The 18,102-nt window shown below is 44.7% G+C and carries 16 protein-coding genes and 3 pseudogenes; 6 read left to right on the top strand and 13 right to left on the bottom strand.

The genetic code is table 11. The annotated features are described in order from the left end of the window. On the top strand, positions 1 to 979 hold a 979-nt coding region (locus tag DA100_RS17205; protein WP_138973246.1), incomplete at its 5' end, for a tetratricopeptide repeat protein. Here the strand turns inward: DA100_RS17205 and DA100_RS17200 are convergent. The 3 genes and pseudogenes from DA100_RS17200 to DA100_RS17190 all read right to left on the bottom strand — a co-directional run. Then, positions 919 to 1,260 (bottom strand): annotated as a pseudogene (locus tag DA100_RS17200) (winged helix-turn-helix domain-containing protein); the annotation flags it as partial. The gene DA100_RS17205 and the pseudogene DA100_RS17200 sit on opposite strands and share 61 nt — an antisense overlap. A gap of 340 nt (positions 1,261 to 1,600) precedes the next feature. Further along, complete coding sequence (locus tag DA100_RS17195) at positions 1,601 to 1,813, bottom strand: hypothetical protein (protein ID WP_138973245.1); 213 nt, start codon at positions 1,811 to 1,813, stop codon at positions 1,601 to 1,603. 37 nt (positions 1,814 to 1,850) lie between these two features. Beyond that, the gene (locus tag DA100_RS17190) at positions 1,851 to 2,129 is read right to left on the bottom strand and encodes a hypothetical protein (RefSeq protein WP_138973244.1); all 279 of its coding nucleotides are present in this window, start codon (positions 2,127 to 2,129) and stop codon (positions 1,851 to 1,853) included. Between the two features lie 742 nt (positions 2,130 to 2,871). Here DA100_RS17190 and DA100_RS17185 point away from each other — a divergent pair. Further along, a complete protein-coding gene (locus DA100_RS17185) occupies positions 2,872 to 3,696 on the top strand; it encodes an integron integrase (protein WP_138973243.1) in 825 nt (274 codons plus the stop codon). 6 nt (positions 3,697 to 3,702) lie between these two features. Here DA100_RS17185 and rplT read toward each other — a convergent pair whose 3' ends face one another. The 7 genes and pseudogenes from rplT to DA100_RS17145 form a co-directional block, all read right to left on the bottom strand. Next, on the bottom strand, positions 3,703 to 4,056 hold the full coding sequence (gene rplT / locus DA100_RS17180; RefSeq protein WP_004401084.1) for a 50S ribosomal protein L20: 354 nt from the start codon (positions 4,054 to 4,056) through the stop codon (positions 3,703 to 3,705). Positions 4,057 to 4,097: 41 nt separating this feature from the next. After that, the gene (gene rpmI, locus DA100_RS17175; RefSeq protein ID WP_005377932.1) at positions 4,098 to 4,292 is read right to left on the bottom strand and encodes a 50S ribosomal protein L35; all 195 of its coding nucleotides are present in this window, start codon (positions 4,290 to 4,292) and stop codon (positions 4,098 to 4,100) included. Positions 4,293 to 4,475: 183 nt separating this feature from the next. Continuing rightward, positions 4,476 to 6,092 (bottom strand): annotated as a pseudogene (thrS, locus tag DA100_RS17165) (threonine--tRNA ligase); the annotation flags it as partial. Between the two features lie 208 nt (positions 6,093 to 6,300). After that, positions 6,301 to 7,581, bottom strand: coding sequence for an NAD(P)H-hydrate epimerase (locus DA100_RS17160; RefSeq protein WP_138973242.1), 1,281 nt, complete (start codon positions 7,579 to 7,581; stop codon positions 6,301 to 6,303). A gap of 75 nt (positions 7,582 to 7,656) precedes the next feature. Then, positions 7,657 to 8,094: a PAS domain-containing protein gene (locus DA100_RS17155; RefSeq protein ID WP_138973241.1), complete on the bottom strand. Its 438-nt coding sequence runs from the start codon at positions 8,092 to 8,094 to the stop codon at positions 7,657 to 7,659. Further along, positions 8,094 to 9,098 carry a response regulator gene (locus tag DA100_RS17150; protein ID WP_138973240.1) on the bottom strand — a complete coding sequence of 335 codons (1,005 nt, stop codon included), beginning with the start codon at positions 9,096 to 9,098 and terminating at the stop codon, positions 8,094 to 8,096. Before DA100_RS17150 ends, DA100_RS17155 begins: the two co-directional genes overlap by 1 nt. A 315-nt stretch (positions 9,099 to 9,413) precedes the next feature. Beyond that, complete coding sequence (locus DA100_RS17145) at positions 9,414 to 9,875, bottom strand: TetR family transcriptional regulator (protein ID WP_138973239.1); 462 nt, start codon at positions 9,873 to 9,875, stop codon at positions 9,414 to 9,416. 500 nt (positions 9,876 to 10,375) lie between these two features. Between DA100_RS17145 and DA100_RS17140 the strand changes: the two genes are divergently transcribed. Then, the gene (locus DA100_RS17140) at positions 10,376 to 10,669 is read left to right on the top strand and encodes a YfcZ/YiiS family protein (RefSeq protein ID WP_138973238.1); all 294 of its coding nucleotides are present in this window, start codon (positions 10,376 to 10,378) and stop codon (positions 10,667 to 10,669) included. Between the two features lie 272 nt (positions 10,670 to 10,941). Here DA100_RS17140 and DA100_RS17135 read toward each other — a convergent pair whose 3' ends face one another. Then, complete coding sequence (locus tag DA100_RS17135) at positions 10,942 to 12,042, bottom strand: 1-acyl-sn-glycerol-3-phosphate acyltransferase (protein WP_138973237.1); 1,101 nt, start codon at positions 12,040 to 12,042, stop codon at positions 10,942 to 10,944. A 188-nt stretch (positions 12,043 to 12,230) separates the two neighbouring features. On the opposite strand from DA100_RS17135, the gene DA100_RS17130 reads away from it, so the two are divergent. Beyond that, the gene (locus tag DA100_RS17130; RefSeq protein WP_138973236.1) at positions 12,231 to 12,833 is read left to right on the top strand and encodes an AraC family transcriptional regulator; all 603 of its coding nucleotides are present in this window, start codon (positions 12,231 to 12,233) and stop codon (positions 12,831 to 12,833) included. A gap of 96 nt (positions 12,834 to 12,929) precedes the next feature. Further along, a pseudogene (locus DA100_RS17125) lies at positions 12,930 to 14,707 on the top strand (methyl-accepting chemotaxis protein). Positions 14,708 to 14,756: 49 nt separating this feature from the next. Here DA100_RS17125 and DA100_RS17120 read toward each other — a convergent pair. Next, positions 14,757 to 16,109 carry an alpha-amylase family protein gene (locus DA100_RS17120; RefSeq protein ID WP_138973235.1) on the bottom strand — a complete coding sequence of 451 codons (1,353 nt, stop codon included), beginning with the start codon at positions 16,107 to 16,109 and terminating at the stop codon, positions 14,757 to 14,759. A gap of 212 nt (positions 16,110 to 16,321) precedes the next feature. Here DA100_RS17120 and DA100_RS17115 point away from each other — a divergent pair, with 212 nt between their 5' ends. Then, positions 16,322 to 16,993, top strand: a complete 672-nt coding sequence (locus tag DA100_RS17115; protein ID WP_138973234.1) for a DsbA family oxidoreductase — start codon at positions 16,322 to 16,324, stop codon at positions 16,991 to 16,993. A gap of 33 nt (positions 16,994 to 17,026) precedes the next feature. Here DA100_RS17115 and DA100_RS17110 read toward each other — a convergent pair whose 3' ends face one another. Continuing rightward, complete coding sequence (locus DA100_RS17110) at positions 17,027 to 17,923, bottom strand: DUF808 domain-containing protein (RefSeq protein WP_138973233.1); 897 nt, start codon at positions 17,921 to 17,923, stop codon at positions 17,027 to 17,029. Between the last annotated feature and the right edge of the window lie 179 nt (positions 17,924 to 18,102).

The raw sequence follows: 18,102 nt of genomic DNA, 5'->3' as shown, positions 1-18,102 counted from the left end.
CATGACTAGTGACAGTAAAACCATCGCCAATTTACTGCCAAATCTATCCCCTGACCTGATGCCATATCCAGGCGCCGATGCCGCTGCAGGAATAAAGCTCGCGATCGAAATGATGACCAATACTGGCTTGGCCTCCGGTGACATCATATTGATAACAGATGATATCGATGATCTAGAGCAACGAGAAATCTCCAAACAGTTAGCCGGTACGCCATGGCGACTCGTTATTTTGGGGGTCGGCACTCGTTCGGGCGCACCTATCAAGCTTGCTGATGGTTCTCTCATGACCGGTAGCAGCGGACAACCTGTAGTAGCAAAAGCCAACTTCGACAATATGCGAGCGCTAGCTTCTCAGTTGGACGGCTACTTTGTACCCGTTCAGGTGACAAACAGTGACGTAGAGAGTATTGTTCTGGCGACTTCCCGTGTCGATGGCACCAGCACATCGTTAGCCAATCAAACGATTTCAGAACAAATCAATCAAGGCTATTGGCTGCTGCCTCTCCTTGTTATTCCTGCGCTGCTCGTATTTAGACGTGGTGTATTTTTCGCCGCTACACTGATACTGTTGCCAGCTTTGTCGCCTAAGCCAGCGCTTGCCAGCCCTTGGCTCAATGACAATCAAAGAGCGATGGAGATGTATAACAAACAAGAGTATGCGGAGGCTGCCGAACTATTTGAAGATAGTCAATGGAAAGGCATTGCCCAATATCAGGCTGGTGATTTTTCGGCTGCCATTAACTCCTTGCAAGGTGCTCAAGAACTAGAGCAAAGATACAACCTCGCCAATGCCTATGCTCAGAATGGTCAACTTGACCAAGCCGCCAAGATGTATGAACAGATCTTAACAGAACAACCTGATCACAAAGATGCCAAACAGAATCTCGACATAGTACGTAAAGCACAGCAACAGCAACCTATGAATGCTTGCTGTTTTGCTTTATCAAACTTGTGTGGAACGCCTTTCGGTTGCTTGTAGCTAAAGCCATTGTGGTGAAGCCATTTGTTCATACCAGAGACCGTATAATCAAGTCCAAATGCCTCTTTAACGTAGGCGACAATTTGATGAGTGTGAGAATAGGTTTTCTCAGTCAAATGCTCGATTAGGTGCATGGTTTGAGTAGCAGAAAGCTTGCTTTGGCTTCCGCCATTTTCAGGCTTAAGTTTTTCAGAAAGAACGTAGTCACTAAGGTGGCGTGCAACGGTTGATTCATGAATGCGAAGATGAGGAGTCAGTGTAATTTTCATGGTTCGTAGCATGATCCTGATTCTAAATAAAATCAAGCATTTTCAATGATCAGGGGTATAAGTTCCTTGTCGTAATAAAGCGTACCTGATTCGGGAAGCTCAATGTCTTTAAACTCGATTTTATTCTGGTATAAATTGACTCTTATTGCGATTGCTAGATTTAACAGATAGCTAGATACTAAGTTCTGAATAGCTCCCTCAGTTGCTTCGGATACTTTCAGTCTCGAGTTAGTAGAAGAAAGGCTACTAGTCGTGTAATCGAGCCCATGGCATATAAGACACAGTTTACGTATTTCACTAAAATCTTGCCTATGTTCCTTTAATATATGTTTCACGTTCCCTCTCCAATCGCCTAACGCCAAATTAAGGTGTGAACAACGCTACCACCAACTGCTGAGCGAGTCGACTTATCAGAAATTAATGCAACTTCATCCATGGGTAGTTCCGAGGTGTCTACATCTTCAGACTCAAGACAACTACAATACTCTTCTTCGGCAATACGGAAATAGAGACTGGACAGTGCTAAATTTCGAGCAAAAAATTGCCATTGAAGTGAGGGCGCCAAGCGTTGTGAATCACTCTTAAATTTATTGTTAGGTTAATTATTTACTTTGGATCGTCCACGGCTTAGCTGCAATTGACTGGTAGTCATAGTTAATCTGTAACTCTTTGCCATCCGTATCTTCGACTCTAATCTCCGTAAGTTTTCTAATACAGTTGAGAACAAGTTCATTGCTCTTTCGTACAAACTCAATAGAAAGGCGAACGTAAGAGAATTTTGTAATATCTTCAACGTATGACTCAGGAGCAAATAACTTTAAGTACTCTCCAGACACAGTTTTAAAAACTACATACACCATACGCGATGACTTATCGGACATTCGACTAGGCTCCGGCAAAATCTTACGACTACGATCTACGCTGATTATAAAACCTTGAATTGAGTTTCCATTTGCTTTTGAGAACTCAATTCCGTTTACTCCTGTGTCTTGTAACTGAGTTATCCGTTTGGTGACTAACTCATGAACAGCTTCTGTCTTCTGCTCTCGATGTTTTTCCCAACAATCATGTACAGCCCACGGAGAACCCAAGCTATCAAATAAAACGCAGCCACCATTTGTATTTCGGTGGAAATAAACAGGAGTCCCACACCACCAACATTCGGTGCAAAAAGTAACACTTTCTTTTTCTAGCCACCCATAGGGTTTTACACTCTCCAGTGCTACATGACTTACTTTAGGAGTTTTGGCTCTGTAACCAAAACTCCTAATGTGAGGGTTCGGTCTATCAGGATAATTAATTTCAAAACAGTTCCTACAACCACAAGTTCTATTGTGCACCATTTTATATACCCTTCATTATTACCAACCATGGTAAATGTCGATTATTCACCTAACGCTTATTAGCAGGCAAAGTGCACTACTAATCGGTTTATACGTTGCATGCTTAATCGCTCACTATTTCAAAATACTATCACATAAAAGTATGAAAATAATGGATTAATTGGTTGAGCTTGTGTCGGCTACTTCGCAATTAGGCGGCAAAGTGTCGACTAATTATTGAAACAGTGCGAATAGAAGAGGACTGTACATAACATCAGTCGAATCACTGTCGGGGTCTAGGTTGAAAAGTCAGTTTTTGCTTAGCGTAAAAGAGCACATGTATGCTCGCCATTATTCGGCCAAAACCATCGAGGCCTACTTACTGTGGATCACAAAATACATCGTCTTTAACGGCAAGGTTCATCCCTCAAAGTTAAATGAACAGCACGTAGAAGACTTTTTAACCTACCTCGCGGTCGAGAAAAACGTCGCCGCTAAAACACAGGCATTGGCACTCAATGCTGTCTGTTTCCTCTATCGTGACTATTTTCGAACTCCCCTTTCTGTCGAGATGAAGTTCCAAAAATCTTCGCTAGATCGAAAACTCCCCATTGTTCTCACAAAGCAGGAAGCTCGTCGCTTCTTTAACCAACTAGACCCACGCTATCGACTGCCCATTATGCTGCTCTATGGGTCTGGTTTACGTGTAATGGAGTGCGTCCGCCTGCGGGTCCAAGATATCGATTTCGATTACAAGGCTCTACGCGTCTGGCAAGGGAAAGGAGGCAAAAATCGCATCGTCACTTTGGCCGTTGAAGCCATTCCACTGCTAAGAGAACAGCAAAGCCTCGCATTGCGATATTACAAAAAAGACATTCACTCGGCGGGTTATGCTGGTGTGCACATTAGCCCTTCCCTACAAAGAAAGTTCCCGCAGGCAGAGTTAGATTTTAATTGGCACTTTTTATTCCCTTCTCATCGCTTAACAGCCGATCCTTACTCCGGAGAGCTGCGGAGACATCATATTAATGCAACGTCGATACAGAGAGCCGTAAAGCGCACGGCAATAGAAGCGGGCATAAAAAAGGAGAGCCTAAGCTCCCCTTTTCTTAATCCTAATCACTAACTCTAATTAAAGAGCAGCTTTCGCCTTTTCAACTAGAACTGCAAATGCAGCTTTGTCGAATACCGCGATGTCAGCAAGGATCTTACGGTCGATCTCGATAGATGCTTTCTTAAGACCGTTGATGAAACGGCTGTAAGATAGACCATTTTGACGAGATGCAGCGTTGATACGTGCAATCCATAGTTGACGGAATTGACGTTTCTTGTTGCGACGGTCACGGTAAGCGTATTGACCAGCTTTAGTAACTGCTTGGAAAGCTACGCGGTAAACACGTGAACGTGCACCATAGTAACCTTTAGCTTGTTTTAGAACTTTCTTATGACGTGCACGAGCTTGTACACCACGTTTTACGCGAGGCATTATGCTTCTCCTAAACTAAACGATTAATAAACTAAAAAGAATTATGCGTATGGTAGCATACGAATTACTGCAGCCACTTCACACTTAGGAAGGATTGCATTTGGACGTAGCTGACGCTTGTTCTTAGTAGTACGCTTAGTCAGGATGTGACGTTTTGTAGCGTGCTTGTACTTAATACCACCAGCAGTTTTCTTAAAACGCTTAGCAGCACCTTTGTTGGTTTTCATCTTAGGCATGATGAATAACTCCGCATTGTTGAGTTGTATAAACAATAGTAATTAGGGCGAACAAACCCCGCCGTTTTAACAACGGCAGGGTTAATTACTTGCAAAGCCGTTAATTACTTCTTCTTAGGGGCAAGAACCATGATCATTTGACGACCTTCGATCTTCTTAGGGAAAGATTCTACTAAAGCGATAGATATACGGTACACGCTTCAAAGTATGTTCGCGGATTTTAAAGCCAATCTTCTCATTTCTCAAGTCCGCTTTAGCTCTAATTCCACATTTTTGTAGTTTTTGTGCCACTTCCTGAACATAATCTGACTGTTTGTCAGTGATATTCATGATTACAGCCTGTTCTGGCGATAACCAAGTTGGGAAGAAGCCGTAGTATTCTTCGATCAAAATACCGATGAATCGCTCTAGTGAGCCCAGAATCGCACGGTGAATCATCACTGGCACTTGGCGCTCATTATTTTCATCCACGTAGGTAGCACCTAGACGACCCGGTAGGTTGAAGTCTAGCTGAACTGTACCACATTGCCATGCGCGGTCTAGACAGTCATGCAGCGTGAATTCAATCTTAGGTCCGTAGAATGCTCCCTCGCCTTCTTGAATTTCGTATGGAATGTCCATCGCTTCAAGAGATTGCTTCAGCGCTTCTTCAGATTGATCCCAGATCTCATCCGAACCAACACGTTTTTCAGGGCGAGTAGATAGCTTAACTACGATGTTTTCGAAACCAAAAGTTTGGTATGTATCGTAAACCATCTTGATACAGCTAGTCACTTCTTCTTGAATCTGGCTTTCAGTACAGAAGATGTGAGCATCATCCTGAGTGAAACCACGAACACGCATAATGCCGTGTAGCGCGCCTGATGGCTCGTTACGGTGACATGAACCAAACTCAGCCATGCGAAGTGGCAGATCACGGTATGATTTCAGGCCTTGGTTAAAGATCTGAACATGACCCGGGCAGTTCATCGGCTTAAGTGCGTAGTCACGGTTTTCAGAAGAGGTAGTGAACATTGCTTCTGCGTACTTGTCCCAGTGACCAGAACGTTCCCACAGAACACGATCCATGATAAGTGGACCTTTTACTTCTTGGTAACCGTACTCTGTTAGTTTCGAACGAACGAATACTTCTAGGTCACGGAAGATAGACCAACCATTGTGATGCCAGAACACCATGCCAGGTGCTTCTTGCTGCATGTGGAATAGGTCTAATTGCTTACCGATTTTACGGTGGTCGCGCTTCGCCGCTTCTTCTAAACGAGTTAGGTGAGCTTTAAGCGTTAAGCCTGGACGATCATCACGTGCAACGTTTTCGTCCAAGATTTCCATCTTGTATGTTTCACCGCGAGCTTCAAATGCATCGCGTGCTTCCTGCCAGCTGACCTTTTTCTTGATCACTTGGTACTTAGTCTTTGCCAACTCGTGCATACGCTTTTCAATCTTTTCAAGATCTTCTTGCGTGAGTGAGTGCTCTAAGTCGATATCGTAGTAGAAACCGCTATCGATAGTTGGACCAATCGCCATTTTCGCTTCAGGGAAAAGTTGCTTGATCGCATGACCTAGCAAGTGAGCGCATGAGTGGCGTACGATTTCCAGACCATCAACTTCATCTTTTACTGTGATGATTTCTAGGCTTGCGTCTTGTTCAATAAGATCACAAGCGTCAACACGATTACCATCTACACGTCCAGCAATGGTTGCTTTCGCAAGACCAGGACCGATAGATTGAGCAACATCAAGAGTAGAAACTGGGTTGTCAAATTGACGCTGACTGCCGTCAGGAAGAGTAATAATAGGCATTTAACTGTCCTTTACAGTGGTGTTGCACACCAAGCAACACGTGTATTTTAAACGTATCTTTAACTAGAAAATCAAGGCGTTAAAGACAAGAGGATTTGTCCTTTTATATGCAAATACGGATGCACAACTCAGGAACGAGCAAGCATTGTAACGGATTAGCGTGAAATAACAATCGAAGTCACAGAAATGGCTGAAAAAAGTTCGATTATTAGTCAGAAAGCCAATTATTGAGAACCGTACGAGAGTGGTGCACCACATCACTCGCCAACAAGCCAATTTGGCCTTCTTGATGTGCCAGTTCATCTGCCGCCGCGCTATGGAGCAGCACTCCCACTTTCGCGGCATCAACCAAGCCAAGACCTTGTGCAAGCATCGCAGCGATGATCCCTGTTAGTACATCGCCCATTCCACCTGTTGCCATACCTGCATTACCCGCATAACAGACAAAGATATCCGTCTCGTCGCAAACCAAGGTACCAGCACCCTTTAGGACGACGACACCGCCAAACTTCGCTTGCAACTCACGCACTGCCGAGAATCGATCTTGCTCCACTTGCTTGACACTGCATTGCAGCAATCTTGCGGCTTCTCCAGGATGCGGTGTAATAATTCGTAACGGATCCCGATGGCAGTCAAAAGCCAACAGGTTGAGTCCATCGGCGTCAACGATTTTGGGCTTGTCGACACAGACCGTTGCTCGATAAATTTCTTGCGCCCACTCATCCTTGCCTAACCCTGGCCCATGATGCCCCTTATGGGCTGTGGGTTTGCGACGCGGCAATACGTCACGCATCTCATCGATATCGAGCAGAGAGCTAGACGCTTTTTCACACTGAAGAAATTCTCCGTCTACCCCCAATCCTGCGAAGTGGATTTGCCCTGTTACCTCACGCGCCTGTCCCGTCATCAAACCCTGTTTTACACCGATAAACGTTATGGTGTGATTGGCGCGTATCGCTTTGCCGAGCACACGTCCCGTATCACTGCACAGACCTGACGGAAGATCAATTGATAAGGTAGGCAGATCAAGATGATTTACGCGCTCAATCTGATTCTGGAGTGGTAGTCGAACATCGCCCGAAAGCCCCGTCCCCAGCAAACCATCCACCACCACTTCAACATCGAGCCTCTCTAGGTCAAGAGACTCAAGAGAGGTAAACTCTCCGCCGCAGTTCAGCCACTCTTGCTTAGCCTTCAGCGCATCCCCCGCGAGCTTGGACTCGTCCCCGTATAGCGCTACGGTGACGTTCATGCCATCCGCTTGAGCGAGTTTGGCCACAACGAAACCATCTCCACCATTATTGCCACTACCAACGAGTATCAACAAACGTGAGGCTTGAGGATAGAGTCGCTTGAGCAAGTCATAAGCCGAACCGCCCGCACGTTGCATCAAGGTGTACATCTCTACGCCGGCGAGTTGCGCAGCACGTTGTTCGCCTCGTTTAACTTGTTGGCCAGTAAAAAGTGAACTAGGGATAGAGAGTTTCATAGTGTGTATCTTGACTGGAATCGACTCTATAGCTTAGACGACAACGCCAAGAAGTTCCTTGGCGTTATTGGCAAATTATTGATTTATTGACACCAGAGCTTCTGCGGTCGCGTCTTGAATTGAAAGAAACAAGGATCGGATTTCCCCTGTTGGGGTTCGCATCGGATTAAGCGTGATGTTCTGGTACATAAAATCTGCTTGCTGAGTCACTGGGCGTACATTGCGGCACTTAAACAAGTAAGGGCGTTGTTGCCAAGTGATAAAGCTTCGACAGCCTAAATCATAGACTGGTTTGGTTTTCAATCTGAACCACTCCTGAGGAATCTCAGGGAAGAGCTCAAACAAGGACTTACCTATCGCATCATGTGCTTGTACACCACTATGATGAGTCATGAAGCCGTTCCAAACCTGAACGTTATGATCTTTGTCGAGAACGACCAGTCCTAAGTCGACATTCTGTACCATATCGACCATCCAATGGAATTGCTCAAATTCAGCTGGAAGATTTAACATCAGAAGTCCTCCATCAAATAAGCGAGTTTGTTATCTAGCAACGGCAAAGACTCGTCGACAAACATAAACAACAAATCACAACGAATTGAAGTGCCATCAATGTTGTAGCTGACTTCAAATGTCATGGTTTTCTTAAACGATCCTGAAGTGGAAGAAATGACCGAATCGATAGAAATATGCTGCCCCAGCAGGACGGGTGAGCTTTGGAAAAAACGTACTTCTGCTTGTTGGCCAAGGCCATTGAGAAAAGAGCCCACGAGTATGTTTGACACATCCATAAGCAGTTCCAGCTCTTCGAGCTCTTCACTATCAGCGGGAACTTTCATCAATTTCTTGAGATCAGAAACACTCGAATCACTAAGTAAAACTAACGCTTCTCCGGCAATCCCCTCACCACTAAAGCCTTGGCAAACACCAGAAACCTGATCGTTTTCGGCGAGATCTCGCAACGCCATGTGAAGTTCACTCACTTCAAAAATATTGACGTTGGGTAGCGGTAAGTGAACAAACACATCGAAATGTCGCGCAAGCGCATCAGCAGCGCGACCAATCGCGACGTTAGCGACCTCCATATAGACATCTCGACGACGCAAAATGGGTAGCTCGATGGAAACGGGCGTCACAATCCGAGGTTGAGTAACGGGTTCAACCAACTGTTTAAGAACGCTATTGAGGATATCTTTATCTATGGGCTTTTGGACAAATGCCTTAGCACCAAGAGACATCACTCGTTCTTTAGCTTTAGGTTGAATATCACCAGATACCACCACTACGGAGATATCGATGTTTCGATTCGCAATTTCCTCTAACGTACCAAAACCATCCAACTCAGGCATGGTCAGGTCGAGAAACATTAATTTAAATTCTTGCTTTTCCAGCTGTTCCAGAGCGTCTAAGCCGTGCACAGCAAAGGAAATGTCAGCATTTAGCGAAGCAGGCAGTGAGCGAGCCATTTGCTTTCTCGCTAAAGCGGAGTCATCGCATATAAGGACGGGAAAAGTCATGCGTACACCTACTCCTCTATTGGTTGTTGTAACAATCACAGTGTAGCAGACCACCGAGTTACCAAATACAGCGCATTGATGCTTTATTAGCCAAACAGTTACAAAAAAATTAATTAGCAACATTTTAATGGTAGACCACGTGAAAATTGGCGCTCTACAAATGCACTCACATTGCTAAAAATAGTTTTGCTGACTCAGTTGCTGGGTGACTAAATCTTGCCGCTCAATAAGAAAACGTATCGAGTTAGGAGAGAGAAGAAGAGAAGTGGCGAATTTAAGACCAAAAAGCCTTCCGAAGAAGGCTTTAACGATTGGCTATTTAGCCATACGAATGAGTGATTTACCAATTAACCACTCCAGTTCTTTCGCACTACCCTCACCGAATTGTGTTTCAGCCATCTTGTACAAGCGGTCAATGCCATTGCTTGCAAACTCGTGTGTGCTCTGAGATGTAACAATATGGTGAAAAAGCAAGCGAAGGATGGCACGAAACTCTTCATTATCCAACGCTGCGATCCAACTCGATGAAAAGGCATCCAACCCATTATCGAACTCTACGTGGTCAACAAACATCTTGAAGATTCGACCATCTAGTGCGGCGGTGAAATCGGTCTTCTTCGGAAAATGGTGGCTGATGCCGGTTCTCGAAACACCAGTTTGCTGGCTCAGTGTGGTGTACGACATTTTGTCATAACCGAGACGCAAAAGCTGATCAACAACCGCATCCATGATTTTCTGAATCGTGATTTCGGTATCTTCTTTACTACGCTTTGGCATGTTCAGGCTCTTCTCTCTGTAAATCCGTCTAAACTCATATTGAGTCAATTATTGACGCCAAGTGACTAGCTTTCACTTCAACCCGTCATGTAACAATAGAAACCATGTCTCTTATGAAACACAAAGATCAAACAACGGCTAAACCGCATGAACTACCTAATTGTTGTGCAAGCTAATTATTTATAGAGACACTTTGTGTGTTTCTATAACCCACAAGGCATTATTTTTTTTAATATAATTGTGAGCTATCGATAATCTTACAAATTGTTAGTTCTGACAACGAACTGAATGGCATTCTGACAAACTAATGACACGTATTTTCGTCATTAGTTGATCTACCTCACAGTCAAACAAGAACTATTATCGAACAAAAGATTAAAAATTACTCAACTGTCAACATATCATGCTGCGCTTTCACTGAAACCTGACACAGTGCTTTTTATGGATAAACATCAAATAACTCGCTAATATAGCCACATTATTTGTAGGAGGATGTCTAAATGAGTACCGAACAAGATCAAGTATGTGAGGCATGTGGCTGCGCAGGCGAAATGGGTTTCATCATTAAAGAAGGCGATGATGTTGCTGAAGTAACCATCTATGCAGCAGGTAAAACCCTTTTAGAAGCTGAGCTAAACAAGTACATTCAACTCGCTCAGCAAGTGTGCGCGAATGTAGAGCACGAAGTAACGCCAATTGATGACGAATCATCAGAGTTAACCGCTCGTTTTAAATTTGAAGTGAGTGCAGAGAAACTGATTTTTGAGTTAAAAACTCGATCGCTAGCACGATAATCAGTGATTTATTCTTTATAAAACGGGCGCTTGTGCCCGTTTTTTTGACTTTGCTTGTCATTGTCATTGACCTGCTCTAGCGTTATAAGCGGTTCGAAGATCACTCAGTTTCCCGAAACGATGACGGTAAAAGGGAATATTTTCCTCGGTGGCAATCGCATTACTAAGTGGCCAACAAACTTAACGTTGGGTGGAGCCGTTGCTCCCTAGCCTCAGCCAAATAAAAAAGCCCCATGCAGAGCATGAGGCTTTAAAAACTCAACGCCTAGCCACTATGGGCGGTTCTTTACTGGGTTGGCATAACTGGCAACCAAATAAGGCTGGGCATCCTTTGGTAGTAAGTTCAACTTTTCGGCAAACGTCTTTTTGACCTGTTCATCCACTTGTTCATTGCCCGCAGCAAGCTCATTGATTGGGAATAGCTTGTAGTTAGCATGAATCTGACGATCAATTTCTTGAGCCAGTGCTTCAGGTGTTTCAAAGTCCTGCTCAATCACATCACCAAATGCGACATGCACGTGTCCTTTATCGCCAACAATACCTTGGATAATGCTTTCAATATCTTCAAACTCGCCTTTTTCGTAACTGCCGACAGAATCTTTAGCATGCAACTCGATGGCTTTCGCAATATCACATGGGTCGTTTTCGTAAGAGATAGAAACCGGAACAATTTTTAGCGTCTTAATGTAGTCAGGAAATGAGAGCTTGAGCTTTCGACCTTCGACGTGGAACATTTTTAAGATTGCTGGATCGGTAAAATCGTTACCATCTTTTGCGCGGCCTTCTTTCTGAGCGATCCAGATTGAGTGACCAGTATCCAAAGAGTGTTTGATATACCCAGACAAAGTACCGAGGGCCTTCATCATTTCGCGAGGGCCTTTCGCTGAACGTTTAACAATAAAGCTTTTGTTGAGCTTCATCAGCTCAGTCGCACAAGGCTTTTTCAGCAGGTTGTCACCGATAGCAATACGGACTGTCTTATGGCCATTTTTGAACAGACCATAGTTAACCAGAGCAGGATCCATCGCGATATCACGATGGTTAGAAACAAACAGGTAAGCCTGCTCTGTGTCTAAATTATCCAGACCACTGTAAGTCACGCCTCGAGTTGTGGACTTAAGGGTTTGATCTAGATACTTCTTAACCTCAAGTTGTATGGTCTCAACCGACTTGAGCTTGGACCATTTCATCTTCAGGTATATCTTAACCACTGGCGACATTAAGGTTTTAAACCAACCAGCATGGTTTGAAAAGCGGTGCTGTAAAATCGCACTGATGAATTCTTCATCATTAACTAAGCGGTCAATTGCCGCGGGAATTTCATCGTCATTGTAAGGACGAATCTCAATAAAAGGGTCTGTGTTTGTCGTCATTATTCTGTTCGTTAGGTAAAAAGCCGCACTATTCTACGCTGAGAAATGGTTCTTAGCAGCTACAGTTCTCGCAGAATCGCCAAGGTCAGACCAGACTCTTTATCGGAAATTGGGCGATACCTTCCACAAAGTTGGCTTTTTTAACAATAAGCGTTAATCTTAGCGCCCCTTTACCGATGAGCGACACCATGCACTACGCAATCTCTTTCCAATCTGAGCTATACGACTTCCTTGTTTCTACATCACGAAAAAAACTGCTGAAACATCAGCTTATTTGCGTTGAGAAGGGCTTGGCATTGGTTAAACTCGGTAAACAAGAATATGCAGTAGAAGCGGGACAATCTTTCTGGTTACCTTTCGACGCCCTGACAGCGATAACTTATACGCCGAAAACCCTCGTTCGTTCTGTACAAGTGTCGTCACGTGTCACGTCTCAATTACCTAAGCAAGGTGGATATGTTGAGCTCAACGAGTTAATGGCAGCCGTGCTTAATCGACTCGCAACACTCGTCGCCAAACGCGAAGCACAACTCGACTTGCTGGCGGTTTTACGCCAAGAACTCACCTCTTTAAAACCGGTTCTAAAAGAGAGCAAACTCAGCCAGAAAATCAATCACTGGAAAGTGAATCAAACTTCTTCATTAGCCAATGAACTCCAATTAGTCCTAACGGTTAGAGAGGCATGTAAGCAGATGAAGTCTGGTAAAAAACGCGCACAAGTTGTCTCGACGCTATTTGATGGTAACGAATCGTTGTTGACGGGATTAGAGAAAACCATACTCGGCCTTTAACTGATAGAAAAGTTTTAGTTTTTTCTGGCTGAATACTCATTTCATAACTATAGATCTATAAATAAAGAGTTTATCTATAGTTATGAGGATCATGAAATGAAATTTAGCCATAAGATTGTGGCCGCTTCGTCTGTCCTGCTTTTAGCGACTGTTACACTTCTGACTCTTCAGCAATACTATATTGTTCGAAGTGAAGTGAAATCTCAGGTTACTTCTAGCGTCACCGAAATCGTTAACGGTGTCCGAGACACGACCGCATCTGAAATTAATGCTCGTAAAGCGATAGCCTCTTATGCCACAAGTATGCTTGAGCTTGACCTTTCACCTGACGCTATTTCCGAGGTTATCACCCGACCTGTGATAAAAGAGACTTTCCTCCTTGCTGGGTTAGGGTTTGAAAGCGACGGTTCACACATAGGTAATGAAGCATCATGGGACCCTGGTGCAGGTTGGGATCCCCGTGTCAGACCATGGTATATTGACGCAAAAAACTCTGGAAAGCTCATCATTACCGCGCCATACGCAGATTCAGGCACGGGTGAAATACTGGTTTCGATCGCCACCCCAGTGCGAGATAACGGTAAATTTATTGGTGCGATATTTTATGACGTGAGCTTGGCCGCACTCGCTGAACTGGTTAACAAGGTCGATCTGTTTAACGCGGGGTACGTGTTTATCGTCTCTGGTGATGGCACAACCATTGCGCACCCAACGACAGCGTTAAATGGTAAGCCTATGAAAGAGTACTTAGGCGATACACAGATTAAAGACCAGCCCCAAGAAGCCATTATCGATGGTAAAGAGTACACTCTCGACTTCGCCAAAGTGCCCGGCGAAGATTGGTATATTGGTGTAGTACTTGATGAAGAGATCGCATATCAATCTCTTGCTGACCTGAGAAACAGCTCCATCATCTACACGGTGATTGCATTGGTTATCAGTATCGTCATCCTTTTGGTTTTGATCAAAACATTGATGCGCCCTCTCGATTCGCTCAGCGATGCCATTCAGGACGTAGCTTCTGGTCAAGGGGATCTGACGCAACGTCTTGATACCAAGACTGACAAAGAGTTCTCTATCCTCGCCAGTGGGTTTAACGATTTTACCAGCCAGCTCCAGCAACTGATTACTCAGTCTAAAGCGATCGGTTCGGAAATTTTGCGAGGTTCAGAAATGACTTCTGTCGGCTTGCAAGAATCGGCTTCAGCACTGCAAGACCAACTTCACGAACTGGAACAGTTGGCCACCGCGATGCATGAAATGGCCACCACGTCAGGCGATGTCGCCAACAATGCTCAAGGGGCTGCGGCTGCGGCAAAAGAAGCCGATGATGCAACCAGTATCGGGACATCTGTTGTCAGCGAAACAACCAGTGCTATCGACAATCTTTCTCAGAAAATTGATGAGGCGGTCGAGGAAGTTAAAGTCCTAGAATCTGCAACGCCGGTGAATCGGGGCGTGGTTTTGCGGTCGTGGCTGATGAAGTTCGCACGCTCGCGCAACGAACTCAGGAATCTACCACGGAAATCCGTAACATGATTGAGCAATTACAGGCAGGGGCAACGTCTGTGTCGAATGCCATGAATATGAGTAAAACAACGGCTAGCACCGCTGTCGAGAGAGCTCAGGAGGCCAACAGAGCACTCGAAAGCATTCGCGATGCCATTCAGCGAATCAGTGACATGAACATTCAGATCGCTTCAGCCGCCGAAGAGCAAAGCTTAGTCGCCGAAGAGATAAACAACAACACAGTGAAGATCAAAGACTTGTCCACTCAGGTTGCAGAAGCCGCAAATAATGCCAACATTGCCATGCAGGCTCAAACCGAAAACATTCGCGAACAAGACAGTATTTTGAACAAATTTACCGTCTAATCCCAACCAAGAAAGAGTAAGGCGCACCGTAACTGGTGCGCCTATTGTATTAATCCGTAATTAACATCCGTGCGCTTTGTGCTGGCACATCTAGATGACAGATGCCAGCCTTAGAAAGGAACGTCTGCTTTGTCAGTAGATCAATCCAAGTTGCGCTGCTGCTTAGTTCAACGGTTTTAGCTCTGACCGATTTATTGAGAATAACCATACCTTCTTCTCCTCGAGCGAAGACCAGTAGATCATCACCAGCCTCAATCATGGTCATCGGTTTAGCGTGCATACGATTGTGGAAATCAATTGCTGCAAGCATCTGCGGATCATTCCACGTATTAAGCCAACGCGGTTGCTGATCTTTGCCATGAATGCCACTGGTATCCAGATCGGTATAAATAAGCGGAACACCACCATCTCGTCCCAATAGATAGCAATAAGCCAACCATTCTTGCGCTTGGGTCATCACCAAATTCGCAAACACATCGTTATTGGGTATGTCATGAGTAATTGCGAACGTGATCGCTCGCGTCTCAGAGAGTGCCTGACCAAAACAGTACGGGTCGACCAGACTCTTCATACTGCCCTTTGGCTGCAATGCGTCATACAAGGTTTGAAACAGTGGAAAATCGTAAGCCCCTAGCCGCGTCTGAGCCAGATATGGCTCAAGGAACAGCTCATACTCTGGCTGAGTTGCGCCACCGCTAGTAATGATTTCGCCAAAGATATGTATGTCCTGACAAATTTCATCAGTCCATACCTGTTTAAGATGTTCTAGCGTCATATGTTTCGCAGCGTCAATGCGAAACCCCTTCACTCCGAGTTTCTTCAAAGCCTTTAAGTAAGACTGCTGTTGCGAGATGACATTGGTACACACACGTAACGTGGGTAAACCTGGGTCGCTAGGACCACTCGTAATGCGTCCATTTTGTACTTGCCAACGATCTTGCCAATCTTCAATACCAAATGCCTCAACAAAATCATCATGGTTAAACAGTGGCTTAGAGAGATCTCCAAACAAACGTTGATTTTGATAGTACTCTTTGTTGGCTTGGTAGTCGTCTAGGTCGGTAGTCGATGGATACTGTAGATCATTACGCACTGACGATTCATTCGCCATATGATTGAAGACCACATCCGCATAGATGCCAACCCCATGCTGTTTAAGGGTATTAAGCATCGACTTAAACTGTTGAGAATTGCCCAATTGATTATCAATAACACGATAGTCTTGAGGCTGATAGCGTTGCCACCATTTTGTCCCCTGCGGTTTTTTTAACGACTTCATTGGCGGGGAGACCAAAACATACTTATAGCCCGCTTGCTGAATTTGGCGAGCTCTTTGTTCAACTAGAGGATAAGGCCAGTCAAACGCATGCAAAATTACATCTGTCGCGTGAGCAGTTAACATCACGATTTCCTTAACAATATACCTAGTGCAAGCTAGGCGTCATCATTGATTTCGCTATCCTATCAAAACAGGACAGGCCACGACTTCAGCCTCAAGCCATTTTTTAACGTAGTAGTAACTGGGCGTAGAGCTGTTCAAATTGCGAAGTAATGCTCAAATCTTATCATTAAGCTCTCTATAATTATTGATAGCAGTAGTAGAAGGACGTTGAGATGAACAAAATTCGAATAGACATCGTTTCAGATGTCGTTTGCCCATGGTGTATTATCGGTTACAAACGACTCGAGCATGCTCTTGCCAGTCTCAGTGAGAGTATTGAAGCTGAGATCCACTGGCATCCGTTCGAATTGAATCCCGCAATGGGCACCGAAGGCCAAAACCTGCGTGAGCACTTACACGAAAAATATGGCATATCTGAAGAAGCCAGTATTGCGGCACGAGAGACCCTTACTCAGCTTGGCCGAGAAGTGGGTTTTAAGTTTAACTTTTATGATGGGATGAAAATCTACAACACCCGTAAAGCACATCAGTTATTGATGTGGTCACAGAGTGAAAATAAACAGTTTGAACTTGAAATGGCATTGTTTGAAGCCTATTTCTCAGGTGCAAAAGATGTCAGCGATCCACAAGTGTTGATTGAATGTGCTCAGTCCGTAGGACTAGATATCGAGCTGGCGGGTAACATCCTCAATGATGAAAGTTGGGCGCAAGCCGTTGCGTCAACAGAGCAGCAGTGGCTTGAAGCAGGGATTAACGCAGTTCCAGCAATTATCATTGATAGAAAGCATCTCATTTCAGGAGCACAAACCAGCGAGCTGCTCACTTCGGCACTAGAGAAAATCACCAAGGGTGAAAGCAAAGAGGGTGACGAAATCGGAGAATAGGGCTCGATTGTCGAGCCCTGAAGAAATCGATGACTAACGTTTTAGCTTCGATATCACGTGCCATATCGCCACAACAACAAGACCACAAACCACACCAATCAAGCCGTTAAGCAATGAAGGAAACAGCGCTTTTGCTAATGACAGATTTGGGATGTCCATGATAATGGGTTCAATCCAGTGGTGAATGGCTGGAACGTTATGGACAACGATGCCACCGCCAACCAAAAACATTGCCGCAGTTCCTATCACCGCCAATGCTTTCATTAACTTTGGTGCAAAAGTGATCAATCCGCGCCCCAATGCGGAACGAAGCCCTCGCCCTTGCGAGCAACGTTCTAGGTAAAAACCCAGATCATCGAGCTTTACAATTCCAGCCACTAGCCCGTAGACACCTATCGTCATAAGCACAGCGATTAAGCTCACAACCAATATTTGAGTTGTCGTTGACTGTCCCTGAACCGTACCCAGTGCAATGACAATAATCTCGGCGGATAAAATAAAGTCGGTACGGATTGCTCCAGCGATCTTATTACGTTCATACTCTTCGATAGAAAGCGTCGTTTCAATGGTTTTATCTTCACTTTCATTCGGTTGATGGGTGAACTTCTCAATGATCTTTTCTGCGCCCTCGTAGCACAAAAACAAACCACCAATTAGCAGTAAAGGCATAATAAGCCAAGGGATGAAAGCGCTGATTAATAGCGCGGCTGGAACCAGTATCAGCTTGTTGCGAAACGAGCCTTTCGCCACACTCCAGACTACCGGAATTTCTCGCTCAGCCGCTACCCCTGACACTTGCTGGGCATTGAGCGCGAGGTCGTCTCCAAGCACGCCAGCCGTTTTTTTGGCAGCCACTTTAGACATCAAAGCAACGTCATCTAAAACCGTCGCAATGTCATCAAGTAACGTTAATAAACTTGCACCTGCCATTGTTTCTTCTCATATTAAATTAGGTTCAATGTAACTAAATGTAACACTGCAACGCTAAAGCTCAAACTCAATTGACGTCAGCACACAGTCAATCTTTTTATTTCAGCGATAGAACATTTGCCTGTACGGTTACAGCACTCTATCCTAGGTGCAATTTTCCAATAACAATAAAGGCAAGG

The sequence above is a fragment of the Vibrio sp. Hep-1b-8 genome (genome assembly GCF_006124995.1).
In the GTDB taxonomy this organism is placed as follows: domain Bacteria; phylum Pseudomonadota; class Gammaproteobacteria; order Enterobacterales; family Vibrionaceae; genus Vibrio.
The sequence above is the reverse complement of the archived record's forward strand: the minus strand, read 5'-3'. Positions and strand labels throughout refer to the sequence as shown.